The organism is Bacillus sp. MHSD_36 (genome assembly GCF_030757775.1).
Classification (GTDB): Bacteria; Bacillota; Bacilli; order Bacillales; family Bacillaceae_G; genus Bacillus_A.
On sequence record NZ_JAVBIS010000002.1, the window covers coordinates 894,630 to 918,305 of the forward strand.

Consider the following 23,676-nt stretch of genomic DNA (forward strand, 5'->3'; position numbering starts at 1 on the left):
ATTACCCGCGCCCTGCTTGAAACGATGGATATAACGTCATTCCACCGTCTGCAAATAGCGTAATTCCAGTTACGTAACTTGCCTCTGAGGAAGCTAGCCACGTTGCGACTGCAGCAATTTCTTCCGGCTTACCGATGTAGCCCATCGGTATCATACTTTCTACGTCAGCACGTTTTTTAGGATCAGCAAACTTCTCTGCATTAATTGGCGTATTTATTGCACCCGGTCCAATATTATTTACACGAATGCCTTTTGGTGCGTATTCTAGCGCTAACGTTTCCGTCATCAATTTAATACCGCCTTTACTCGCCGCATAGTGTACAAATAGTGGCCACGGAATTTTCTCATGAACACTCGACATATTAATAACAGACCCTTTAATATCGTTCTCTACAAAATATTTAATCGCTTCTCTACTTCCTAAAAAAGCACCTGTTAAATTTGTATTGATTACTTTATTCCAGTCTTCAAGCGACATTTCATGCGATGGTACTGCATTTTCTATCCCTGCATTATTAATCATAACGTCGAGCGTACCAAACTCTTTCACAGCAGACTGAATAAGGTTCACAACATCAGACTCAACCGTCACATCACCTTTTACAGCAATCGCTTCTCCGCCTACTTTTTTAATTTCTTCTAATACATCATGCGCTTCTGACTCTCGTGAGCGATAGTTAATCACTACTCTCGCTTTCTCCTTAGCAAATCTTACCCCCATCGCTTTCCCAAGACCAGTTGCTGACCCTGTAATAACGACTACTTTTCCTGCTAAATCACTATACATTCCTATACCTCCTTTAACTTTTTGCAATACCTAACATAATTCCGGCTGCGATAATAAAAACGATACCGATCACAATACCTGTTAATTGACGTTTCGTTTTCTTTTCACCTAATATAAGAATCCCGCCAAGCGTTGAAATAATAATTCCCATTTGTGATAACGAGAAACTTGTTGCCACTCCAACACGCGGCTGCGAAATGAATAAAAACATGTTTCCAGCTGCCCAAATTAATCCTGGAATAATATTTCGTATTGCATATTTATTAAATGGATGATGTTTAAACGTAAGCAAAATGCCCCCTAACACCATACCAACCGCTTGTGGCAATAAAGCTGACCAACCATCTACGTTAAATAGTCTAATTACTACTACGTAAACTAAATAACCGACTGTTGAAATCAATAAAATGATAATGCCTCTTTTAAAATTTCCCGCTTGCTCTGCATTCTTTTCTTCTTCACTTTGAAGCGATGTTAAAATAACACCGATAATAATACAAACTAGTGCCAAAATGCCAAGGACGACTGATATTGTTGTAGACCATTCATGAAATACGATGACTCCGAATAAAGTCGTCGCAACTAATTGAAGTCCTGTTGAAATGGGCATCGTTCTCGAAACGCCCATTAAATCAATACTTTTTAATTGATTTGCCTGACCAAGCGCCCAAAATAAACCTGACACAATACCAACTCCGATAACAGTAGGAGTCAATACTGGTTTCATAAATATATAAACAACAATCGAGAAAATAAGTGCACCAAACGTTGTTCCGAGTGTTTGACTATACGGTCCCCCGCCCAGTTTTACGTTAAATAGCACAATACTTCCCCAAAATATAGCTGGTAAAATCGCTAAAAATATATCCATCGCTCATTACCTTTCTTTACTAAATGTCATAGGTTATCACTCTGAATCAGTAGAGTGAGCTTTTATTTTTTCTTTTTCCCTTTCACAAACCTTTTCTGCAATAGCACCAAAAACATTCTTTTCTCGCTCCACTTTCTTTATCTTTACGTGATCTAAATAATCTTCCAAAGTAAGCGTAACTTTATCATTCGGCGGATTATGTGCTCCTTGAAATGTAAGGAATTGTAGCGTCACTTCATATCTAGGAACGAACTCACCATTCTTCCCGAGACGCTTTATATTTATAACTGAAGCACATTCATATTGATCTTCTGTCACTTGTCTAATAACTGAATAGTACCTATTCGATAATGCACTCTCTAAAAGTTGTTCTCTTGATTCTTTCGCGAAAGAATCACTTGGAGAAGAGAAAAAGGCCGCACATAGCATCGTCATAACTACACATATTTTTTTCATAATTCCCTCCTTGTTCTATAGATTAGTGTTCTCAAAACTGCCATAAAAAAAACGACTTTCCCTATATAGGAAAGTCGTTTTAATGAATCCAATATTAACCACCGCTCACTGGTGGGATTAGTGCAACAACATCACCAGATTGTATCGTGTCCTCTTCATTTGCATATTCTTCATTAATCGCAACCATAATTGGTGCTGCCATTGGTACATTATATTCTTTAGCAACAACATCTTTTAACTCTGCAACCGTAATATTTTCTTTTTCTATTTGTAACTCACTTGTTCCAGCTTCCTCTTGCAAGTGTGCAAATAACAATACTCGAATCATACTTATAGCTCCTTCCCAGGCTCTCCCGAAAGATATGGTGTTTTTTCTAATTGATCACCAATCCAAGAGTCTCCATCTTCCCAAAACTCCTTTTTCCAAATCGGAACAATTTGTTTTATGCGTTCCATAATATATTCATTCGCTTCATAAGCCGCTTTACGGTGCGGTGTTGAAACAGCCACCACAACCGCAATATCAGAAATTTGTAGCGTACCAATGCGATGTGTAATCGCAACGTATGTGCCTGGCCACTTCTCTTTCACTTCTGAACCAATTTTCTCTAGCATCTTTTCTGCCATCGTTTTGTAAGCGACGTATTCCAAGTATAATGTACGACGTCCTTTCGTAAACTCTCTAACCGTTCCAATAAATGTTGTAACAGCACCGCATTCACGGCGAATAACCTTCTTCGCTACCTCTTCAACCAAGATTTCTGTATCAATTACTTCATAATACGTATTTGTCATTTCGTACTCCTTACCGTTTGTACAAACCAGTCTATATACAAATCTTCTTCTGTTATATGAAATACTTTATATTCTTCCCGTAAGTTTGCGGGAGCATCATACCACGCAATAACCGCTACTATATTTTCTACTTTATGTAAAAGTTCAACGTCTTCCGGAGAACGAAGTAACACTACTTTCGGATAGCTCTCTTTTTTATAGCCCTCTATTAAAATTGTATCCACTTCAAAAAACTCATATAAGCGAATGATTTCTTGCAAAGACCATTCCTCTCTTAATGACGAAAGAGAAAGTAATCCAGCGCCTTCTACACTACTGACAACAGCACCAGCCTTTCGATGCCTTTCACTATCCTTTTGTGCTACTTCTGGAAAACCTCCGTGCCCGTGATGTTTAATGGTAGCAACCTTCATTTTCTGTTCAGCTAACGGATGCACGATTTTCTCCACAAGTGTTGTTTTTCCGCTATTTTGATATCCTACTATTTGTAAGATTGAAGGGGCTTTGCCCATGGCCAATCACATCCCTCGGCATGCTCTAGCAATAATACAGATACTTTCATCCCTGCCTCAAATCCTCTCGTTCCTCCAGGCAGCACAATAAAGGCATTCGCATCGGCAAGTGAAGATACCGCACTCGATTTATCTAAACCGACTGGCATCGCTTGTAATGCTCCGTCCATAATTGTCACCTTTGCTCTTACAAAACGAGTAAACGGATTTGGCTTTGGAAAGTCTTTTTGTAAAATGGCATCTGCTCTATACACATGAGGCTCCTTTGCATACAAATATGTTTTTATAATCGGATGCACAAATAGCTCAAATCCTACGTAACAAGCTGACGGATTCCCCGATAAACCGAAAAGTAATTTCCCTTCAACTTCAGCTACTGTCGTTACACTTCCTGGTCTCATCGCTATTTTATTAAAGAGCACATTCGCTTGTAATCTTTCATAAATAGCCGGCAGGTAGTCATAATCTCCTACCGACACACCGCCTGTCGTAATTAAAATATCAACCTCATTCATCGCTGATTGAACAACTGCAAAGCATGCATCTAACTCGTCGGCAAGTTGGCCATAATAACGAACTTTCCCTCCAGCTTTCATAATTTGAGCGGCAATCATATACGAGTTACTATTTCTAATTTTCCCCGGCTGTAACGACTCATGTACTTCTAACAATTCACTTCCTGTCGTCACAATACCAACAACAGGCTGTTTTACAACCTTCACAGTACTATATCCAAACGTCGCTAATAAAGCTGCAACACCTGGATTAATTGCAACACCTTTCTGAACGAGAACTTGATTTTGTTTTATATCTTCTCCTTTAAATGACACATTGTCACCACTGTGAAAAGGACGCTTTAACTTCATATATGTTTTTCCGTTCTTCTCAAAACCTTCCGTCAACTCTAGCATGACGACTGCATTACAATCCTCTGGAATAGCTGCTCCTGTCATAATACGAACCGCCTGAAAAGATTCTACTTCTTCTGTAAAAACAGACCCCGCCCCGATTTCTCCTATTACTTCAAACTCAATCGCATTCTCTTGATTTGCTTCTTTCGTATCTTCTGCTCGAATTGCGAAACCATCGTAAGGAGAACGATCGAAATGAGGAACGTCATGATCAGAGACAACATCCTCCCCAAGAATTCTCCCGTAACTTTCCGTAATAGAAACCTCTTCTACTTCACCAATTTTCGCATATTCCATTACTCTCTCTACTGCCTCAGCAACTTGAATCGGAATTCGTTTTTCTACCATCGTTTCTCACCCCATATTTGCAATTTTTTTTATCTCGATTAAACTTTATATATTGAATAGAAATTACTTCAAGGAGGAATTCCATGTCTTCATTCACACACTTTAATGACCAAGGACGCGCGAAGATGGTTGATATAAGCGACAAAAAAGCAACCGTTCGAACAGCAATTGCGTGCTCTAGCATTGTCGTTACAAAAGAAATTTACGATAAAATCTCTCACAATGAAATCGGGAAAGGTGACGTACTAGCAGTTGCACAAATCGCAGGTATTATGGCCGCAAAACGCACTTCTGATATTATCCCAATGTGCCATCCTTTATTATTAAAAGGTGTTGACGTTTCTTTCGATTGGAAACAATCCGGTGAACAATATCGATTACTTATTGAAGTAAAAGTTAAAACAGAAGGTAGCACTGGTGTTGAAATGGAAGCTTTAACAGCTGCTTCTGCTACCGCTCTTACTGTGTACGATATGTGTAAAGCTGTTGATAAAGGTATGATTATTGGCGAAACATACTTACTTGAAAAAACAGGTGGAAAAAGTGGAGATTATACGCGAAAAGCTTAATCTTCCCTCTGTTGAACCTAAAGGGCTTCTTTAGGTTCAACCTATATATCTTGCATATAAACGTCTTGCTACATTGATATCATTCGTTCCATGAATAAACGCCCTGCCATCTGTAAATAAAACAAAACGAAATTCCTCTACTGGAAATGATAATAAATACGGAGTAGCTTTTACATCCACACTTCTTTGTAAGCGCTTTTTAATTTCCTCTAAATGAAATTCATTCCGCACACCTGGACGGATCTGCACTGTATTTCGGCCACATAATACTTCAGTTTTCGTTTGTGCTTCAAATGTTAAACTTGGATATGTACGTAATCTTCCGCAAGATAAACACGTTTCTTTTTTCTGTCTATTCACTTTAAATGCCATCTGTTGATTATTCCAAAGGTCAAATGATAACATCGTTTCGCGAAGTGCCCCATAGTCTTCTACTAATATTTTCAGCGCTTCCGTTATTTGATGCGCCACTACTAATTGTACTGCCGGCTGTATAATACCAGCCGTATCACATGTTGCTCCGCTCGCCGGATGCTCCATTAAACAGCGGAAACACGGTGTTTTTCCTGGTAAAATTGTATACGTTACTCCGTAGCTTCCAATGCAACCACCATATATCCACGGAATATTATACTTTTGTGAAATATCATTAATAAGAAGACGCGTTTCAAAATTATCTGTCGCATCTAATATTAAATCTACATCATTCACTAGCTCTTCCATTTCTTGCACTGTTACATCAGTCACAATCGGATTTATTTCCACCTCAGAATTAATCGCTTTTAAATGTTCTGCTGCTGCTACCGCCTTCGGTTTATACTGCTTTGCATCTTCTTCTGTATATAACTGTTGCCTTTGCAAATTGCTCCATTCTACATAATCACGATCCGCAATTGTTATTTTTCCAACCCCTGCTCTAACAATCGCTTCTGCATTTGCCGCACCAAGAGCACCCGCACCAATAATAAGCACATGCTTCTCTCTAATTTTTCTCTGCCCTTCTTCTCCAACACCAGCAAATAATATTTGCCTTGAATATCGCTCCTGCATACGATAGTCCCCTTTCTTATCCTCCTATATAAGACATTTCAATTTTCGGACGATTTTTTGCACTTTCTTCTGTCCGTTCATCCGAATATCTATCTTTTCTATTCATCCATACATCTTGTATAACGCTTAATAGCTCATCATCCGAAAGCTTCCCTCTAAGAAGTTCCCTTATATCGAGTCCTTCTGTTGCAAATAAGCAAGTATAAAACTTTCCATCTGCCGAAATTCTCGCTCTCGTACAAGAAGAACAAAATGACTCAGAAACAGAAGTAATAAAACCGACTTCAGTATTTGTTCCAACGTAGCGATATCGCTTCGCAACTTCACCGAAATAATTCGCTTCAGCTGGCTCAAGCGGATACACATTATGAATCATTTCAATTAGTTCTCGCTTTGTAACAACTTGATCAAAGTTCCATCCATTTGTACTACCAACATCCATAAACTCAATAAACCTAAGCGTGATTCCTTGCTCTTTAAAATATGCAGCCATCGGAAGTACTTGATGATCGTTCATTCCTTTTTTCACAACCATGTTTACCTTTACATCAAGCCCAGCCACTTTTGCAGCCATAATTCCCTTTATGACAGGTTTCGTATTAATATTCCGGCCATTAATAGCCTTAAATACATCGTCATCTATTGCATCTAAACTAACATTTACTCTATGTAATCCAGCTTCTTTTAATACTTTTGCTTGCTTCGTTAAATGAATTGCATTGGTCGTTAACCCTATATCTAACAGCCCGTCAATTTTCACGAGACGTGCAATAAGTTTTGTTAAATCTTTACGAAGTAGTGGCTCGCCACCAGTAAGTCTAATTTTTCGTACACCGATGCTAACAAATAATTTTGCCAAACGCTCAATTTCATCAAACGTCAGTAAAAACTCATCTTTCAAAAAAGCGTAATCTGGCCCAAACACTTCCGCTGGCATACAATATGTACATCTAAAATTGCAACGATCAATGACAGATATACGTAAATCTTGAAGCGGGCGTCCAAAAAAATCTGTAACCATCTCCTGCATCGCCACCCTCCCTTTCTGCCAAATTTCTCTCTTTTCATTCTATTATAATATATTTTCGAACTGCGATGTTTTTGCTCAAGTGAATAAAGTAAAACTTTCCTAATCAATTAGATTACCTACAAATAACGAGATAAAAACCTTGAAGCATAAAAGCCCCAAGGTTTTCTTCTAATCAACTTAATCTAATAATAGTTAAAGTAGCTCCTGGCGTTGCCGTAGATAATGTAGCGATTGCAACTAATCCAAATAACTGCAGACTAATAGCAGCTCCAGCAGGCAAATTAGCAATGATCGTTGCACTAAATGAACCAGTAGCAACTGTCGGAGCATTTATCGTTCCCGCAAGCGGACTACCATTTACAGTTATACGAGAACTTACAAGTAAAGAGGCTGTTAAATTTATTGTATAAGCTATATAGTAATTCCCCGCATTCGCAACCGTAAATACAGTATTCCCTCCGCTAACGGTAATTCCTGGTCCAATATTTTGATTGTTCGGTAATGGTACATTCGTACCACCTAATAAAACGGAAATAGCGGTTCCTGATGTATTATTCGCAAATGCATACGTTGCAGTTGTACTAACTCCTGTTTCTCCCGTACTTCCCGTTGGACCAGTATCCCCGGTTGGGCCGGTACTTCCAGTCGGGCCCGTTGCTCCCGTTGGGCCAGTATTTCCCGTTGGACCTGTGCCTCCTGTTACTCCTGTGCTTCCCGTTGCTCCGGTACTTCCTGTTACTCCTGTGCTTCCCGTTGCTCCGGTACTTCCTGTTACTCCTGTACTTCCCGTTGCTCCGGTACTTCCTGTTGGACCCGTACTTCCTGTTGCTCCGGTACTTCCTGTTACTCCTGTACTTCCCGTTGATCCTGTACTTCCTGTTGGTCCCGTACTTCCTGTTGCTCCGGTACTTCCTGTTGCTCCGGTACTTCCTGTTGCTCCGGTACTTCCTGTTGCTCCTGTGCTTCCCGTTGATCCTGTACTTCCTGTTGGACCTGTGCTTCCCGTCACTCCTGTACTTCCTGTTGGACCCGTACTTCCCGTTGGGCCAGTATTTCCGGTTGGACCTGTGCTTCCCGTCGCTCCTGTGCTTCCTGTTGCTCCTGTGCTTCCTGTTGTTCCTGTTGGACCGGTACTTCCTGTTGGTCCAGTATTTCCAGCTGGACCTGTGCTTCCTGTTGCTCCGGTACTTCCTGTTGCTCCGGTACTTCCTGTTGCTCCGGTACTTCCTGTTGCTCCTGTGCTTCCCGTTGATCCTGTACTTCCTGTTGGACCTGTGCTTCCCGTCACTCCTGTACTTCCTGTTGGACCCGTACTTCCCGTTGGGCCAGTATTTCCGGTTGGACCTGTGCTTCCCGTCGCTCCTGTGCTTCCTGTTGCTCCTGTGCTTCCTGTTGTTCCTGTACTTCCTGTTACTCCTGTATTTCCTGTTGCTCCTGTGCTTCCTGTTGGTCCAGTATTTCCAGCTGGACCTGTGCTTCCTGTTGCTCCTGTACTTCCGGTTACTCCTGTATTTCCTGTTGTTCCTGTACTTCCTGTTACTCCTGTATTTCCTGTTGCTCCTGTGCTTCCTGTTGGACCCGTATCTCCCGTTGCTCCTGTGCTTCCCGTTGCTCCGGTACTTCCCGTTGGACCCGTACTTCCGGTCACTCCTGTACTTCCTGTTGAACCGGTGCTTCCGGTCGGGCCAGTTTCTCCCGTTGGACCGGTATTTCCGGTTACTCCTGTACTTCCCGTTGGACCCGTACTTCCTGTTGGACCGGTGCTTCCCGTTGATCCTGTACTTCCTGTTACTCCGGTACTTCCTGTTGCTCCGGTACTTCCTGTTGCTCCGGTACTTCCTGTTGCTCCTGTGCTTCCCGTTGCTCCGGTACTTCCTGTTACTCCTGTGCTTCCCGTTGATCCGGTGCTTCCTGTTGCTCCTGTATTTCCTGTTGGGCCAGTATTTCCGGTTGGACCTGTGCTTCCTGTTGTTCCTGTTGGACCGGTACTTCCTGTTGGTCCCGTATTTCCAGCTGGACCTGTGCTTCCTGTTGCTCCGGTACTTCCTGTTGCTCCGGTACTTCCTGTTGGACCCGTACTTCCCGTTGGGCCAGTATTTCCGGTTGGACCTGTGCTTCCCGTTGGTCCGGTACTTCCCGTTGGACCCGTACTTCCCGTCGCTCCGGTACTTCCTGTTGGACCCGTATCTCCCGTTGCTCCCGTATTTCCCGTTGCTCCCGTATTTCCGGTTGCTCCGGTACTTCCGGTCACTCCTGTGCTTCCCGTTGCTCCGGTACTTCCTGTTGCTCCTGTGCTTCCGGTTGGTCCTGTTGGACCGGTACTTCCTGTTGCTCCTGTGCTTCCTGTTGGTCCTGTTGGACCGGTACTTCCTGTTGGTCCCGTATTTCCGGCTGGACCTGTGCTTCCGGTTGGTCCCGTATCTCCCGTTGCTCCGGTACTTCCGGTCACTCCTGTACTTCCTGTTGAACCGGTGCTTCCGGTCGGGCCAGTTTCTCCCGTTGGACCGGTATTTCCGGTTACTCCTGTACTTCCCGTTGGGCCAGTTCCTCCCGTTGGACCCGTACTTCCGGTTACTCCTGTATTTCCTGTTGGACCGGTATCTCCTGTTACTCCTGTATTTCCCGTTGGGCCGGCGCTTCCCGTTGGACCCGTACTTCCTGTTGCTCCGGTACTTCCTGTTACTCCTGTGCTTCCCGTTGATCCTGTACTTCCTGTTGGTCCCGTATTTCCGGCTGGACCTGTGCTTCCTGTTGCTCCGGTACTTCCTGTTGGTCCCGTATTTCCGGCTGGACCTGTGCTTCCTGTTGGACCCGTATCTCCCGTTGAACCCGTATTTCCCGTTGCTCCCGTATTTCCGGTTGATCCTGTGCTTCCCGTTGCTCCGGTACTTCCAGTCACTCCTGTACTTCCCGTCGCTCCTGTACTTCCTGTTGGACCCGTATCTCCCGTTGCTCCCGTATCTCCCGTTGCTCCTGTGCTTCCTGTTGGTCCAGTATTTCCAGCTGGACCTGTGCTTCCTGTTGCTCCGGTACTTCCGGTTACTCCTGTATTTCCTGTTGTTCCTGTACTTCCTGTTACTCCTGTATTTCCTGTTGCTCCTGTGCTTCCTGTTGGACCCGTATCTCCCATTGAACCCGTATTTCCCGTTGCTCCCGTATTTCCGGTTGATCCTGTGCTTCCCGTTGCTCCGGTGCTTCCTGTTGCTCCTGTATTTCCTGTTGGTCCAGTATTTCCGGCTGGACCTGTGCTTCCCGTTGCTCCGGTACTTCCAGTCACTCCTGTACTTCCCGTCGCTCCGGTACTTCCTGTTGGACCCATATCTCCCGTATTTCCGGTTGCTCCTGTATTTCCTGTTGTTCCTGTACTTCCTGTCGGACCCGTACTTCCCGTTGGGCCAGTATTTCCGGTTGGACCTGTGCTTCCCGTCTCTCCTGTACTTCCTGTTGGACCCGTATCTCCCGTTGAACCCGTATTTCCCGTTGCTCCCATATTTCCGGTTGCTCCTGTACTTCCGGTCACTCCTGTACTTCCCGTTGGGCCAGTTCCTCCCGTTGGACCGGTACTTCCTGTTGGTCCAGTATTTCCGGCTGGACCTGTGCTTCCTGTTGGACCCGTATCTCCCGTTGAACCCGTATTTCCCGTTGCTCCCGTATTTCCGATTGCTCCTGTACTTCCTGTTGCTCCTGTACTTCCTGTTGCTCCTGTACTTCCTGTTGCTCCTGTGCTTCCCGTTGGACCCGTACTTCCAGTCACTCCTGTACTTCCCGTCGCTCCTGTACCTCCTGTTGGACCCGTATCTCCCGTTGAACCCGTATTTCCCGTTGCTCCCGTATTTCCGATTGCTCCTGTACTTCCTGTTGCTCCTGTACTTCCTGTTGCTCCTGTGCTTCCTGTTGCTCCTGTGCTTCCCGTTGGACCCGTACTTCCCGTCGGGCCTGTGACTCCCGTTGCTCCTGTGATTCCCACGGCTCCTGTACTTCCGGTTGGCCCTGTATTTCCTGCTGCTCCCGTACTTCCGGTTGGACCCGTATCTCCCGTTGGACCGGTATTTCCGGTTGATCCCGTACTTCCCGTTGGGCCCGCGACTCCCGTTGGTCCAGTATTTCCGGTTGGTCCTGTGCTTCCGGTCGGACCAGTTTCTCCCGTGGCTCCTGTATTTCCAGTTGATCCCATACTTCCCGTTGAACCTGTTACTCCGGTTGCCCCAGTACCTCCCGTTGAACCCGTGACTCCTGTAGCTCCTGTATTTCCTGTTGGACCCGTAACTCCCGTCGCTCCTGTATTTCCTGTTGCCCCCGTGACTCCCGTGGGACCCGTACTTCCAGTGAGACCTGTTACCCCTGTCGGACCCGTACTTCCCGTTGTCCCTGTCATTCCAGTCGGTACTGGAGGGAAAGTAGGGCCGACAAGATCTGGGGATAACTTAAAATTAGAATTTATCAACCTCTGTATTTTTTGATTTTCATCATTTCCTTCCACTACTCCCACCACCTCCCCAAAAATACAACTACAAAATATATTTCATATAAAGTGAAACTTTAATCAGCCCTCACCAATCAGGCTTTTACGGGCAGCCCGCCCCCCCACTTCTTTACTTTTGCTGAATTTTGAGGTGAGGTCTTACTGCCCGTTAAAGTGGGATAAAACTCACCCTCTATTTGAATTGTATTTTTCAAAAAGGCCTCCAATACTAATTTCCAAACAATTACTTCAATTTTTATGCTATAGATTTTCTTACAAATAAAAACTCCCCTATGATTTTAGGGGAGTCCAGCAACTGAATCCATATTATCTGTATTAGGGACAGCTTGTGCTATACTCGATGCATTTACACTTTGCCCCATATTTGTTCCTGTTACAGTACCAGCAGGCGTACCTCGTGTATATGTTGTCGTCACCGAATCACCTGGCTGTAAACAAAGCTTCGTCTCCGTCCCTATTACTGTAACAACGTCAATCCAAGTGCACCCCATTGAACCACTGTACGATTTCGAAGCAGTAAATGAAGTATCACTCAAATTATCACCAGTAAATATATTCCCAGTGTTATTTACAATAACAAACTCTTTTATATGAGCAGGCATAATTACACTCTACCTTTCCTCTATGAACCTAATGTACGTGTACTTGTTGCTAATGGCGGAAGGAACACTGATGTCCGAATTACCGCTTCTGGCTGTCTTTTCCCATTTAAAAAAATAGCCGCACTCGATCCTCCAGCACCTGCATATACTTTTGCTACAGCTAAAGGTGAGAGATCATAACAATCACCGACATTAACAGCCCCTGTATTATTCATAATTTTTACTTTACGCAAGTTAATCCCCATTTCCCTATCCCCCTTTTGTACACTGTATGCAAAAGAAAAAAACTTGAAACAAACACGTTTCAAGTTTTTTAAGCTACTTATTTCGTTTCTCCCTCATATTGAAGCATACCGCCAACCATGTTCACTGTTTTAAATCCTTGCTCATTTAAATAATGGCATACATTTTCACTGCGCATTCCTGAGCGACAAATAAAGATATATTCATTCTCTTTATCAAAGAAATCTACTTTATTTGGGATATCGCCCATTTTAATATGTACAGCTTCTGGAATTTTCCCTGCTGCTACTTCTTCATCTTCCCTTACGTCTACTAAAAATAACGTTTCTCCATTCTCTAAACGTTCTTGCACTTCTTCTGTAGTAATTGTTTTAACTTCTGTCATATGTCGTTCCTCCTTATATACAATAAAGCCTTTAGTTTCTTCTTTTAAATAATCATTTCTAATCAATTTTAGCATGCGAAAGAAAGAACGCAAAGAATGCAAAATTCATTTCTCAATTTTCCCGCAAAATTTATTCTTTACAAACATAACTCGTGCATTGTATCCTCAATATACTTGTTTTATGAAAGGAGTCAATGAAAATGACACTTTTTCTTTTCATTATGAGCATCATTTTCTTACTCGCTGCAATTATTGCGCTTAGTATGAAAAATAATAAAAAGATAAAATCACCACAAGAAATGTCATTCTTATTTCTATTGCTTAGTATCGCATTCTTCGGTATAGCAATTGCCACATATATTTTCCGTCTACAAATCATGTAAAAAAAGGTGCCTACTACATACATTGCACCTTTTTCACATCATTTATTTTCTACACAAAACTAGACACCTTCCGATTTAAAAATTCATAAACTTTCTTTTCAAATAAATGAGTATCAAATGCTCCCGCCATATGCCCATTTCTACTTTCTATCTCATACACTTCCGCATACTTCCCTTGTTTTTGCAATATGTCTACCATTTTGTAATTATAACGTGACGGCTGAAGTAAATCTTGTTTACACGGAATCATAAGTACATTTGCTTCTACCTTAGAAAGGGCCTCTTCTAAAGATGAAAATCCATGCGCAATATCATGTAATAAAACTGCTTTCGCAGTGTACATCCATGAGTTTGCATCTACTAAAGCTATACTTCCATATGTCACTTTATTGATTTCTTTCTCAAATGATGTTAATGCAGCAAATGTTTCATAAGGTTCTTTCTCTATACTATTACGGGGGAATGTCGTTTCATAAAAATGCTCATCAAAGGCGTTCATAAACATCATTTTATTCGCCAAATGAAGTCCCTTCGTTGGCTGCTCCTCCCCATATTTTCCACCCTTCCAACTTGGATCTAGTTGAATAACCTCAATTGCATTTTGCGCTACATTTACTGACGTAATAATTGGATTTTGCGGATTCGTAATAACCCCAATCATCCGCTCTACCATATGAGGATAATGAACGGCCCATTGTTGCGCAATCATCCCGCCAGCTGACGGTCCCATTACAGCATGTAGCCTTGCGATTCCCATATCTTTTATTAACTCATATTGCATACGAGCTACATCAAGAAATGTAAAAACCGGAAAGTCCATCGCATATTCATCTCCAGTTTTCGGGTTAATCGATTTCGGTCCCGTTGTAATTACATAAGGGTTCTTCACCTGCACATTACAAAGATTATCAGTGCATATAACGAAGTATTTATTTGTATCAATTGCTTTTCCTGGTCCAATTAAACCATCCCACCAACCAGCCTCCTCATCATGCGCTGTATATTTTCCTGCCGCGTGACTAGTTGCACTAAAGTAATGACAAATCAAAATCGCATTTGACCTCTCTCTATTTAAAGTACCGTACGTCTCATACCCCATTTGAACAGGAATTTCCCTACCATTTTGAAATGTAAACTCTCTTAAAACAAACTTCTCTTTTTTCACAAATTGCACAGACTCGCCCTCTTCCTGACATAGTATGAACTGCTTACTAAAGGATTTTTTCTATGCAAAGCAATCTCCTCCTTCTTTTCATAAATAAATGAATAATATACAAAATTAACCACAAAATAGCACTATATTACACAATTAAAGAGGGCATACATATGATTTGGAATTGGCTACGCAAGAAAAAAAAATCAAACACAACAGAGAAAAACGAATCAGGTAACTCAGAGCAACAACTTAACAATCAAGAGGATGATAACCAAAAACAGACTAGAAGTATGAAACATAATAAAGATAACAATGGAGAGCAAAAAAAAGAGGAACACAAGGAGTCTTCTCAAGATCAGCAACAACATGCTAAGCAAAATGACTCGAATCAGGAGAAACAACAAAGCTCTAAGCAAGATGATTCGGATCAAGAGAAACAGCAACATTCTAACCAAGGCAACTCAGACCAAGAGAAACAGCAACACTCTGAACAAGATGACCGTGATCAAAATAAACAACAACACGCTAAGCAAAACGACTCAGATCAGGATAAGCAGCAAAATTCTAAACAAGACGACTCAAATCAAGATAAACAACAAAGCTCTAAACAAGATGACTCAAATCAGGATAAACAGCAAGATTCTAAACAAGACGACTCAAATCAAGATAAACAACAAAGCTCTAAACAAGACGACTCAAATCAAGATAAACAGCAAAACTCTAAAGGTAATAGTATTTATGATTTTACGAAACCAGAAAAAGACCGTATTCATTCTTTACAAGATTTAATAGAGAAGCTCAAAAGGTCTAGTGATTTTGTTAATTACCACACATCTGACGATGAAACGATGCCTTATTGGATTTCTTACTATCGACCTTCGCTTGATGGTGAGAAATTGCAAAAGTATTTAATGCCTACTCTTTTAGAACGACCTAACGCCTCACTAGAAGAGCTGAAGGAACATATTCCGATGAGCGGCATTACAATTACGAACGATTTACAAAAAATTGAGGATATGGTTTTAAAGGGGCATGCGATTGTTCAAGTAAATCAACAAGATCAAAAATGTATGCTCGCAAACATTGCAATTGATAATTATCGTGCACCCACTCCTCCTTTAAATGAATCGACAGTTATCGGTCCTCAAGAAGGGTTCGTAGAGGATATTGATACAAATATTAATTTAGTTCGTAAACGGCTTCCTGTTTTAGATTTACAAACAAAAGAAATGATTGTCGGTGAGTTTTCCAAAACAAAGGTTGTCATGATGTATTTAGACAACCTCGCTGAAAAAGATAATGTAGATTTTCTCGAGGAGTCATTACGCGCTCTTGAATATGATCAAATTAATGATAGTGCTTATATACAAGAATTGATGGGAGAAAAGTCGATTTTCCCTCTCTATATCAATACAGAGCGCACTGATAGAGTTACAAAAGCACTAATCGATGGGAAAATCGCTATTTTTGTTGATGGCTCTCCAAGTGTTTTACTAACACCTGTATCCTATTTCGATTTTTTCATTTCACCAGAGGACTACAACGTCTCTTGGCTATACGCTACATTCTCAAGGGTTTTACGCCTTATCGCCGTTCTATTCTCAATATGCGCTACACCGTTATACGTTGCAGTTTTAAATTATCATTATGAACTCATTCCGAGTGATTTACTTGAAACTTTAATTTTATCAAGAGCACAAGTACCATTCCCACCTTTAATTGAAGCACTCTTTTTAGAACTTGCAATCGACTTACTGAGAGAAGCTGGCGCGAGGTTACCGATGAAAGTTGGTCAAACACTCGGTATTGTAGGCGGTATCGTAATCGGGCAAGCATCTGTACAAGCTGGGTTAACGAGTAATATTTTATTAATTATCGTTGCCTTATCAGCACTCGCTTCCTTTATTACACCTATTTATAAAATGGGTAATGCGGTTCGATTACTACGTTTCCCGTTTCTCATATTTGCAGAAATAGGAGGACTTTTCGGGATTTCACTTGGATTTATCTTTTTATTTACGCATCTATTTAGACTTACTTCTTTACGCAAGCCGTACGCTTTGTTCTACCCAACAAGACAACAATCTGTTAAAGATTCTTGGATTCGTTTCCCTTTAACAATGATTGATACAAGAGATGTACAAGCAAGACCACAACATGTAAAAAAATCAGCGAAAGGAATTTCAACAAAACATCGATCAGACTTTGACGATTAAGAAATGAGGTGCATTCGATGAGTAAAGTTCAAGAAAAATATCAAATATCTCCTGTCTTTGTTTTCTTCTTAATTCACGGTGCACAGTTCGGTGCTGGCGTTCTCGGCTTCGCTCGAATCACCGCAAAGGCCGCTGGATACGACGGATGGATGGGCGTTCTAATCACAGGACTCTGTATCCATCTCATTATATGGATGATGTATTTTTTATTAAAAGAAACAAACGGAAATTTAATTGATTTACAAAGGCAAACATTTGGAAAGTGGATAGGGAATGTCTTTAATATCATCTTTGCAGCTTATTTTTTAATCGTCAGTATTTCGGTTATTCGAACGTATGTTGAAATTATTCAAGTATGGATGTTCCCAACTGCTTCCACGTGGATGTTAACACTCTTTTTGTGCTTAGTTAGCTATTACATTGTCTCTTCTGGATTTCGTGTCCTTACCGGTATTTGTGTCATCTCTGTTGGTGGTACATTAGGATATTTATTTCTAAGCTTATTCGTTTTGAAATATTCACATTGGGATAATTTACTACCTATATTCACACATTCTTTTTCAGATATTTTAAAATCCGCTCAAGTATCAATCTACAGTATGACCGGTTTTGAGATTTATCTCATGGTATATCCATTTGTGAAAAAGCCTATGCAATCTCATAAATACGCTCAGCTTGGAGCACTATTTTCAAATCTTCTATATTTATTTAGCACCCTTTTAGCCTTTGCATTTTTTAGTGAAAAACAATTGTTAAAAACGATATGGGCCCAACTTTCTATGACCCAAGTCATTCAATTACCATTTATAGAAAGACTCGAATATATTGCAATTTCAGGCTATGCACTCGTTATTATTTCAAGTTTTATCCTCCCTTTATGGGCAGCAACGAGAGCAACACATGAAATATTCCGTGTAAAACAAAGAGGTGTTTTAATCGCTTTTATGTTTATCACTCTTATTGTTTCACAACTTTTAACAAACAGACACGATATTAATAACTTTATTAGTAATGCATCGAAGGTTAGTTTCTGGCTCATTTATGTATACATCCCAATCCTATTTCTCATTGTGTGGGTGAAAAGAAAATGGAAAAAATCAAAAGCAAATTAATACTTATTTCTTGTATAGCACTTTTTAGTTTAACTGGATGTTTACAAAAAAATATTATCGATGATGTACAACTTATTCAAGGAACAGTATTTGATGTTGCAAAAGATAAAAAACTAAAAGTGACATTCGTTTGTCCCGTTCAGAAAAAAGGAAATAAAGTTCAAGTTTTTGAAGGCACCGCAAATGCCGTAAAACAAGTAAAAGCAAACACATCTTTAGAGTCTTCTCAACCATTTGCTAGCGGGCAAATGCGTGTCGCTCTATATACGATAAGACTTGCCAAAACAGGAATGTCTACTTCATTCGATACATTACTTCGAGATGTAAACATAGGGAACGCTTTATATGTTGGTTTATTAGAGGGGAATGGTACTGAACTTTTAAAAGGCAAATATTCGACTTCATACAACGTTGCAATTTATATAAAAAAGTTGTTAGAGCATAATATGGAGACCGGTCCTTTACCAACAGATAATCTGCATGTAGGAGCATTCCGTTATTATCAAGAAGGGCAAGACTACTATATTCCCATTCTAAAGAAGCATGGTGATAAAATAAAAATCAATGGAATTGGTCTTTTTAAAAAGGATAAATATATTGGTAAAATTGCGGAAAAAGATATGTTCATATTTAAAGGACTATTAGAGAAACATAAATTAGATTCACATGAATTTAAAACAGATTCTGCGTACGTAATGATTAATAATATTCGTTCTGTTCCAACTTACGATATAAAAATAAAAAACGGAAAACCTTCCTTTTTCATTCACGTCCAGCTTGATGCACGTATTCAAGAACTATCGAAACAAATTAACTTAGAAAATAACAAGAACACAAAAAAAATTGAAAAAAACGTCCAAAAACAGTTGGATGCACAGGCTGCCAAATTAATTAAGCAGTTTAAATCTTTAAATGTCGATCCTCTCGGGCTAGGTGCAAAGTATAAGCAACATTATCGCCCATTCAAATTAGAAGAATGGAGACAAATGTATAAAGATGTTCCAGTTCATATAAAATACACCGTAAATATTACAAATTCTGGTGTAATTGAATGAGAAATGATTGAACTCCTCTCTCCAGCATGATACAACGGAAAGAGGAGTTTTTATTTTAGATAGAGAGAGAAGATATTTATGGGGGAGCTTATGTCTAAAAAATTAGTAAAGCCTATTTTAAATGGTATTTTATTTCTCGGCGTCTTTTTATTTGCTCATACATATTTAAAAAATGTTTCCTTCACACGTTATTTACTTGTCGTTATCCCAATGTTACTCATTGGTATATTTGGCATCGATCTTATTTTATCCGTTTTAATTAAGAAAGAAGAATAACAGGCGAGCATCTTATTTTCTATAAGATGTTCTTTTCATTTCATAATCACCTTATGTTACAATGAGATTCGGCACTAAGCGAGAAAGGATGAAACAACATGACAAACGAAAAAGGTTTAGATAAAGGGTACGAACTTGTTGCGAAAATGCATGAAGTATTCGGACATCCTGTGACAAATACTCCAACAAAATTAACAGAAGAACGCGCAAAAATTCGTGCGAGTTTTATGCAAGAAGAACTAGAAGAATTTCTAGAAGCAACAACTGTTGAAGATCAATATGATGCATTGATTGACCTGATTTACTTTGCATTCGGCACGTTTGCCGAAATGGGCGTACGTCCTGATAAAGGATTCGAAATTGTAAATAATGCAAACATGGCAAAATTATTCCCTGATGGAAAACCTCGCTTCCGTGAAGGCGATGGCAAAATTCTAAAACCAGAAGGCTGGCAAGCACCAGAACCACAACTTCGTGCTGAAATTGAACGTCAGCGCCAAGAAGCTGAAAAAAACTGCTAGGATTTCCTAGCAGTTTTTTATTATGTCTTTTTTTCTTTGGCTCATTAATGACCCACGTGTCCCGCGTGTCCTGCTGCTCCACCAATACTAGCCGCTCCTGCCGCTGCCCCTGCTCCTCCTGCTCCAATTCCACCTGTCCAAGGCGAAGATTGTTGTTGTAGATATTGTTGTTGTTGTTGATGATGGTGATGCTGTTGTTGATGACCTTGGTGTCCGTGATGATGTACTTGTTGTTGATGACCTTGATGTCCATGATGATGTACTTGTTGTTGGTGGTGACCTTGATGTCCATAATGATGTACTTGTTGTTGGTGGTGGTGACCTTGGTGTCCATGATGTTGGCCATGGTGGTGATGGCCTTGGTGACCTTGGTGTGTTTGATAAAGAACAGCTTGCGGATGAATGTGGTGGTGACCTTGGTGATGTACTTGTTGTTGATGGCCATGATGGTGATGATGACCTTGTTGTCCTTGATGATGGTGACCATGATGGCCGTGCTGTCCTTGGTGGTGATGACCATGATGGCCATGTTGGCCTTGATGGTGATGGTGTACATGATGGCCATGTTGGCCTTGGTGGTGATGGTGTACATGATGGCCATGTTGGCCTTGGTGGCCTTGATGGTGATGATGTACATGATGACCGTGAACACCTTGTGGATAACCACCTACTCCTCCTGCTACAACACCTACTCCCGGTACAGGAAATCCTGTCTGTACTCCTCCAACGAAAGATGGAAATGCAGTTGGTACGCCTACTGGTACTCCCCCCGCTGCTCCGCCAACAAATGTTGGGATTCCTGTTTGCACTCCGGCTACCGATGATGGAAATCCTCCTGTTAATGTTGGAATTCCAGTTTGTACACCAGCTACTGATGTGGAAAATCCTCCAGGTGTTCCGCCCATCCAGCTCGGAATTCCACCGTATCCTTGTTGGCCAGCTCCTCCCATTAACATCATTTGTTCATAACTATCCGAACCACCTCCGAAAAATCCGTGTGGTGCATTATTGTCCATCCCTTTCATTCCTTTCACCTCTTCTACTCAATTTAACCTACCTTTTTTATCATATTTCCTATAGAAAAATAGGTGTTTGTCTGTATTGGAATTCCGCTCTTTTATTTGTACGTAGTGGAATAATTGAAAACTTAAACTAAGGTGATCCGGAGATTATTTTCTACACAAAAAAGCTCAGAGCATAAATACTCTGAGCTTTTTACTTAAAATAAATTAGTTTGCAACAACGTTAACAAGTTTTCCAGGAACAACAACTACTTTACGTACTGTTTTCCCTTCAATTTGGTCTTGAATTGCTTCAAGTGCAAGTTTTTCCATCTCGTCTTTTGATGCATCTTTACTCATTGTTAGTTTCGCGCGAACTTTACCCATAACTTGAACAACGATTTCAACTTCATCTTCTACAAGTTTAGACTCATCAAATGTTGGCCAGCTTGCATATGTGATTGTTTCATTGTATCCAAGTTTGCTCCATAGTTCTTCCCCGATGTGAGGTGCAACTGGTGCAATCATTTTTACGAAACCTTCTACATATTCTTTCGGAAGTGTTTCAGCTTTGTATGCATCGTTGATGAATACCATCATTTGAGAAATCGCTGTATTGAAGCGAAGCTCTGCATAGTCTTCTGTTACTTTCTTCACTGTTTGGTGGTAAGCTTTTTCAAGCTCTTTATTTGGTGCATCCGTAATTTTCTCACTTAATTCACCGTTATCTTGAATGAATAGACGCCATACGCGGTCTAGGAAACGACGAGCTCCGTCAAGACCATTTTCAGACCAAGCGATTGAAGCATCTAATGGTCCCATGAACATTTCGTATAGACGAAGTGTATCTGCACCGTGGCTTGCTACGATATCATCAGGGTTTACAACGTTACCTTTTGATTTACTCATTTTCTCGTTGTTTTCACCTAGAATCATACCTTGGTTGAATAATTGTTGGAACGGCTCTTTCGTTGGGACTACACCGATATCGTATAATACTTTATGCCAGAAGCGAGCATATAGTAAGTGAAGTACAGCGTGCTCTGCTCCGCCGATATAAATATCAACTGGAAGCCATTGTTTTACTTTTTCAGGATCTACAAGTGCTTCACTATTGTTTGGATCGATGTAACGTAGGTAATACCAGCAGCTACCAGCCCATTGTGGCATTGTGTTCGTTTCACGACGACCTTTTTTACCAGTCTCAGGATCAACAACATTTACCCACTCGTCAATGTTAGCAAGTGGTGATTCACCTGTACCTGAAGGACGGATGTTATCTGTTTTCGGAAGAACTAACGGTAATTCTTCTTCTTTCACAGCTGTCATTGTGCCATCTTCCCAGTGAATTACTGGAATTGGCTCACCCCAGTAACGTTGACGGCTGAATAACCAGTCACGTAGACGGTACGTTACTTTTTGATTTCCTGCGCTTGTTACTTCAAGCCATTCAATCATTTTTGCGATTGCTTCTTCTTTATTTAACCCATCAAGGAATGCTGAATTTACGTGTGGACCATCACCTGTGTACACTTCTTTCGTAATGTCTCCGCCTTTTACAACTTCCTTCATTGGAAGATTGAATACTGATGCGAATTCATAGTCACGCTCATCGTGAGCTGGAACTGCCATTACAGCACCTGTTCCGTAAGTTGCAAGAACGTAATCAGCGATCCAGATTGGTAATTTCTCACCATTTACTGGGTTAACTGCGTAAGCACCAGTGAATACACCAGTTTTTTCTTTCGCAAGTTCTGTACGCTCTAGGTCACTCTTCATTTTTACAGCGTTAATGTAAGCTTCTACCGCTTCTTTTTGTTCTGCTGTTGTAATTTCTGCAACAAGTGCATGTTCCGGAGCAAGTACACAGTATGTTGCACCGAATAATGTATCAGGGCGCGTTGTGAAAACTGTGAATTTCTCGTCTGTACCGTCGATATTAAAGTGTACTTCTGCACCTTCGGAACGACCGATCCAGTTACGTTGCATATCTTTTAAGCTTTCTGGCCAATCAAGCTCATCTAGATCTTCTAATAGACGATCTCCGTAAGCTGTAATTTTTAACATCCACTGTCTCATCGGACGACGCTCAACTGGATGTCCACCGCGCTCACTCTTACCGTCAATGATCTCTTCGTTTGCAAGTACTGTACCAAGTGCTGGACACCAGTTTACAGGTACTTCGTCAACGTAAGCTAAGCCTTTTTCAAATAGTTTTAGGAAGATCCATTGTGTCCACTTGTAGTAGTTTGGATCTGTTGTATTTACTTCACGGTCCCAATCGTAAGAGAAACCTAATGATTTAATTTGGTTACGGAACGTATTAATATTATGCTCTGTAAATTCTGCTGGGCTGTTTCCAGTATCAAGTGCATATTGCTCTGCTGGAAGACCGAATGCATCCCATCCCATTGGATGAAGAACGTTATATCCTTGCATACGCTTCATACGGGATAAAATATCTGTCGCTGTATAACCTTCTGGATGTCCTACGTGTAGGCCTGCACCTGATGGATATGGGAACATATCTAGTGCATAAAATTTTGGTTTTTCTGTCTCATCTGGCGTACGGAATGTTTTATTCTCTTCCCAGTACCCTTGCCACTTCTTCTCAATTTCTTGATGATTAAAGCTCATGAGATACCCTCCTTGAAATTCTATTTATTTTCACCGCCCAAAATACAAAAAACCTCTCATCCCTAGAAAGGGACGAGAGGTTATAGATTCCCGCGGTACCACCCTAAATTAATGTAAAAATATACATTCGCTTAGATCCGTAACGTGGATTAACGGCAATTGCTACTATTAGTTTCACAACTGCAACTCAAAGGCGAGTTCATAACGAAACGTGGATTGACTTGCACCGACCGTCAACTCTCTAAACCAGCTTCTATTACTACTACTCCTTCTCACT

23 protein-coding genes and 1 other annotated feature (1 of these 24 cut by a window edge) are annotated in these 23,676 nt (G+C 41.0%); of the genes, 7 read left to right on the top strand and 16 right to left on the bottom strand.

What is annotated here, in order from left to right; translation table 11 throughout:
- Nucleotide 1: 1 nt before the first annotated feature.
- The 7 genes from Q9B79_RS12775 to moeA all read right to left on the bottom strand — a co-directional run bounded on the left by Q9B79_RS12775 (nt 2) and on the right by moeA (nt 4,680).
- On the bottom strand, nt 2-787 hold the full coding sequence (locus tag Q9B79_RS12775; RefSeq protein WP_306184688.1) for a glucose 1-dehydrogenase: 786 nt from the start codon (nt 785-787) through the stop codon (nt 2-4).
- Between the two features lie 13 nt (nt 788-800).
- Complete coding sequence (glcU, locus tag Q9B79_RS12780; protein ID WP_306184690.1) at nt 801-1,658, bottom strand: glucose uptake protein GlcU; 858 nt, start codon at nt 1,656-1,658, stop codon at nt 801-803.
- Nucleotides 1,659-1,694: 36 nt separating this feature from the next.
- Nucleotides 1,695-2,114: a DUF3888 domain-containing protein gene (locus Q9B79_RS12785; protein WP_306184692.1), complete on the bottom strand. Its 420-nt coding sequence runs from the start codon at nt 2,112-2,114 to the stop codon at nt 1,695-1,697.
- 94 nt (nt 2,115-2,208) lie between these two features.
- The gene (moaD, locus tag Q9B79_RS12790) at nt 2,209-2,442 is read right to left on the bottom strand and encodes a molybdopterin converting factor subunit 1 (RefSeq protein WP_306184694.1); all 234 of its coding nucleotides are present in this window, start codon (nt 2,440-2,442) and stop codon (nt 2,209-2,211) included.
- A 2-nt stretch (nt 2,443-2,444) separates the two neighbouring features.
- Nucleotides 2,445-2,909 (bottom strand): molybdopterin synthase catalytic subunit MoaE, encoded by a 465-nt coding sequence (moaE, locus tag Q9B79_RS12795; RefSeq protein ID WP_306184695.1) that lies wholly within the window; start codon nt 2,907-2,909, stop codon nt 2,445-2,447.
- Entirely contained in the window at nt 2,906-3,421 is a 516-nt protein-coding gene (gene mobB, locus Q9B79_RS12800; RefSeq protein ID WP_306184697.1) for a molybdopterin-guanine dinucleotide biosynthesis protein B, read from the bottom strand. Before mobB ends, moaE begins: the two co-directional genes overlap by 4 nt.
- A complete protein-coding gene (moeA, locus tag Q9B79_RS12805) occupies nt 3,391-4,680 on the bottom strand; it encodes a molybdopterin molybdotransferase MoeA (protein WP_306184699.1) in 1,290 nt (429 codons plus the stop codon). The genes mobB and moeA overlap by 31 nt, the downstream gene beginning before the upstream one ends.
- A gap of 83 nt (nt 4,681-4,763) precedes the next feature.
- Here moeA and moaC point away from each other — a divergent pair, with 83 nt between their 5' ends.
- Nucleotides 4,764-5,249 (top strand): cyclic pyranopterin monophosphate synthase MoaC, encoded by a 486-nt coding sequence (moaC, locus tag Q9B79_RS12810; RefSeq protein WP_061656289.1) that lies wholly within the window; start codon nt 4,764-4,766, stop codon nt 5,247-5,249.
- 36 nt (nt 5,250-5,285) lie between these two features.
- On the opposite strand, the gene Q9B79_RS12815 is transcribed toward moaC, so the two are convergent.
- The 6 genes from Q9B79_RS12815 to Q9B79_RS12840 all read right to left on the bottom strand — a co-directional run bounded on the left by Q9B79_RS12815 (nt 5,286) and on the right by Q9B79_RS12840 (nt 13,042).
- Nucleotides 5,286-6,299, bottom strand: coding sequence for a molybdopterin-synthase adenylyltransferase MoeB (locus Q9B79_RS12815; RefSeq protein WP_306184702.1), 1,014 nt, complete (start codon nt 6,297-6,299; stop codon nt 5,286-5,288).
- A 16-nt stretch (nt 6,300-6,315) separates the two neighbouring features.
- The gene (gene moaA / locus Q9B79_RS12820; protein ID WP_306184704.1) at nt 6,316-7,329 is read right to left on the bottom strand and encodes a GTP 3',8-cyclase MoaA; all 1,014 of its coding nucleotides are present in this window, start codon (nt 7,327-7,329) and stop codon (nt 6,316-6,318) included.
- A 172-nt stretch (nt 7,330-7,501) separates the two neighbouring features.
- Nucleotides 7,502-11,809, bottom strand: a complete 4,308-nt coding sequence (locus Q9B79_RS12825) for a beta strand repeat-containing protein (RefSeq protein ID WP_306184706.1) — start codon at nt 11,807-11,809, stop codon at nt 7,502-7,504.
- A 281-nt stretch (nt 11,810-12,090) separates the two neighbouring features.
- On the bottom strand, nt 12,091-12,414 hold the full coding sequence (locus Q9B79_RS12830; protein WP_001110854.1) for a hypothetical protein: 324 nt from the start codon (nt 12,412-12,414) through the stop codon (nt 12,091-12,093).
- Between the two features lie 20 nt (nt 12,415-12,434).
- Nucleotides 12,435-12,659 (bottom strand): spore germination protein, encoded by a 225-nt coding sequence (locus Q9B79_RS12835; protein WP_000512471.1) that lies wholly within the window; start codon nt 12,657-12,659, stop codon nt 12,435-12,437.
- Between the two features lie 77 nt (nt 12,660-12,736).
- The gene (locus Q9B79_RS12840) at nt 12,737-13,042 is read right to left on the bottom strand and encodes a rhodanese-like domain-containing protein (protein WP_000141212.1); all 306 of its coding nucleotides are present in this window, start codon (nt 13,040-13,042) and stop codon (nt 12,737-12,739) included.
- Between the two features lie 200 nt (nt 13,043-13,242).
- On the opposite strand from Q9B79_RS12840, the gene Q9B79_RS12845 reads away from it, so the two are divergent.
- A complete protein-coding gene (locus Q9B79_RS12845; protein ID WP_098669399.1) occupies nt 13,243-13,425 on the top strand; it encodes a hypothetical protein in 183 nt (60 codons plus the stop codon).
- Nucleotides 13,426-13,474: 49 nt separating this feature from the next.
- Here the strand turns inward: Q9B79_RS12845 and Q9B79_RS12850 are convergent, their stop codons facing one another.
- Nucleotides 13,475-14,599: a homoserine O-acetyltransferase family protein gene (locus Q9B79_RS12850; RefSeq protein ID WP_483861656.1), complete on the bottom strand. Its 1,125-nt coding sequence runs from the start codon at nt 14,597-14,599 to the stop codon at nt 13,475-13,477.
- A gap of 152 nt (nt 14,600-14,751) precedes the next feature.
- Between Q9B79_RS12850 and Q9B79_RS12855 the strand changes: the two genes are divergently transcribed.
- From Q9B79_RS12855 to Q9B79_RS12875, 5 genes are all read left to right on the top strand, one after another.
- On the top strand, nt 14,752-16,797 hold the full coding sequence (locus tag Q9B79_RS12855; protein ID WP_306184713.1) for a spore germination protein: 2,046 nt from the start codon (nt 14,752-14,754) through the stop codon (nt 16,795-16,797).
- A 17-nt stretch (nt 16,798-16,814) separates the two neighbouring features.
- Nucleotides 16,815-17,909 (top strand): spore germination protein, encoded by a 1,095-nt coding sequence (locus Q9B79_RS12860; protein ID WP_306184715.1) that lies wholly within the window; start codon nt 16,815-16,817, stop codon nt 17,907-17,909.
- Nucleotides 17,885-18,964: a spore germination protein GerHC gene (gerHC, locus tag Q9B79_RS12865; protein WP_306184717.1), complete on the top strand. Its 1,080-nt coding sequence runs from the start codon at nt 17,885-17,887 to the stop codon at nt 18,962-18,964. Before Q9B79_RS12860 ends, gerHC begins: the two co-directional genes overlap by 25 nt.
- A 90-nt stretch (nt 18,965-19,054) precedes the next feature.
- On the top strand, nt 19,055-19,240 hold the full coding sequence (locus Q9B79_RS12870; protein WP_002089083.1) for a hypothetical protein: 186 nt from the start codon (nt 19,055-19,057) through the stop codon (nt 19,238-19,240).
- Nucleotides 19,241-19,338: 98 nt separating this feature from the next.
- Entirely contained in the window at nt 19,339-19,761 is a 423-nt protein-coding gene (locus Q9B79_RS12875) for a pyrophosphohydrolase domain-containing protein (protein ID WP_000180554.1), read from the top strand.
- 44 nt (nt 19,762-19,805) lie between these two features.
- On the opposite strand, the gene Q9B79_RS12880 is transcribed toward Q9B79_RS12875, so the two are convergent.
- Together Q9B79_RS12880 and leuS are read right to left on the bottom strand one after the other, a co-directional pair.
- Nucleotides 19,806-20,786 (bottom strand): hypothetical protein, encoded by a 981-nt coding sequence (locus tag Q9B79_RS12880; RefSeq protein WP_306184725.1) that lies wholly within the window; start codon nt 20,784-20,786, stop codon nt 19,806-19,808.
- A gap of 204 nt (nt 20,787-20,990) precedes the next feature.
- Nucleotides 20,991-23,399 (bottom strand): leucine--tRNA ligase, encoded by a 2,409-nt coding sequence (leuS, locus tag Q9B79_RS12885; protein ID WP_306184727.1) that lies wholly within the window; start codon nt 23,397-23,399, stop codon nt 20,991-20,993.
- Between the two features lie 65 nt (nt 23,400-23,464).
- Nucleotides 23,465-23,676, bottom strand: a binding site (T-box leader) (it continues 8 nt past the right edge of the window).

Coding starts and splice junctions, on each gene's coding strand:
- Q9B79_RS12775 (WP_306184688.1), bottom strand. CDS start 787: ATGTATAGTGATTTAGCAGGAAAAGTAGTCGTTATTACAGGGTCAGCA.
- glcU (WP_306184690.1), bottom strand. CDS start 1,658: ATGGATATATTTTTAGCGATTTTACCAGCTATATTTTGGGGAAGTATT.
- Q9B79_RS12785 (WP_306184692.1), bottom strand. CDS start 2,114: ATGAAAAAAATATGTGTAGTTATGACGATGCTATGTGCGGCCTTTTTC.
- moaD (WP_306184694.1), bottom strand. CDS start 2,442: ATGATTCGAGTATTGTTATTTGCACACTTGCAAGAGGAAGCTGGAACA.
- moaE (WP_306184695.1), bottom strand. CDS start 2,909: ATGACAAATACGTATTATGAAGTAATTGATACAGAAATCTTGGTTGAA.
- mobB (WP_306184697.1), bottom strand. CDS start 3,421: ATGGGCAAAGCCCCTTCAATCTTACAAATAGTAGGATATCAAAATAGC.
- moeA (WP_306184699.1), bottom strand. CDS start 4,680: ATGGTAGAAAAACGAATTCCGATTCAAGTTGCTGAGGCAGTAGAGAGA.
- moaC (WP_061656289.1), top strand. CDS start 4,764: ATGTCTTCATTCACACACTTTAATGACCAAGGACGCGCGAAGATGGTT.
- Q9B79_RS12815 (WP_306184702.1), bottom strand. CDS start 6,299: ATGCAGGAGCGATATTCAAGGCAAATATTATTTGCTGGTGTTGGAGAA.
- moaA (WP_306184704.1), bottom strand. CDS start 7,329: ATGCAGGAGATGGTTACAGATTTTTTTGGACGCCCGCTTCAAGATTTA.
- Q9B79_RS12830 (WP_001110854.1), bottom strand. CDS start 12,414: ATGCCTGCTCATATAAAAGAGTTTGTTATTGTAAATAACACTGGGAAT.
- Q9B79_RS12835 (WP_000512471.1), bottom strand. CDS start 12,659: ATGGGGATTAACTTGCGTAAAGTAAAAATTATGAATAATACAGGGGCT.
- Q9B79_RS12840 (WP_000141212.1), bottom strand. CDS start 13,042: ATGACAGAAGTTAAAACAATTACTACAGAAGAAGTGCAAGAACGTTTA.
- Q9B79_RS12845 (WP_098669399.1), top strand. CDS start 13,243: ATGACACTTTTTCTTTTCATTATGAGCATCATTTTCTTACTCGCTGCA.
- Q9B79_RS12855 (WP_306184713.1), top strand. CDS start 14,752: ATGATTTGGAATTGGCTACGCAAGAAAAAAAAATCAAACACAACAGAG.
- Q9B79_RS12860 (WP_306184715.1), top strand. CDS start 16,815: ATGAGTAAAGTTCAAGAAAAATATCAAATATCTCCTGTCTTTGTTTTC.
- gerHC (WP_306184717.1), top strand. CDS start 17,885: ATGGAAAAAATCAAAAGCAAATTAATACTTATTTCTTGTATAGCACTT.
- Q9B79_RS12870 (WP_002089083.1), top strand. CDS start 19,055: ATGTCTAAAAAATTAGTAAAGCCTATTTTAAATGGTATTTTATTTCTC.
- Q9B79_RS12875 (WP_000180554.1), top strand. CDS start 19,339: ATGACAAACGAAAAAGGTTTAGATAAAGGGTACGAACTTGTTGCGAAA.
- Q9B79_RS12880 (WP_306184725.1), bottom strand. CDS start 20,786: ATGAAAGGGATGGACAATAATGCACCACACGGATTTTTCGGAGGTGGT.
- leuS (WP_306184727.1), bottom strand. CDS start 23,399: ATGAGCTTTAATCATCAAGAAATTGAGAAGAAGTGGCAAGGGTACTGG.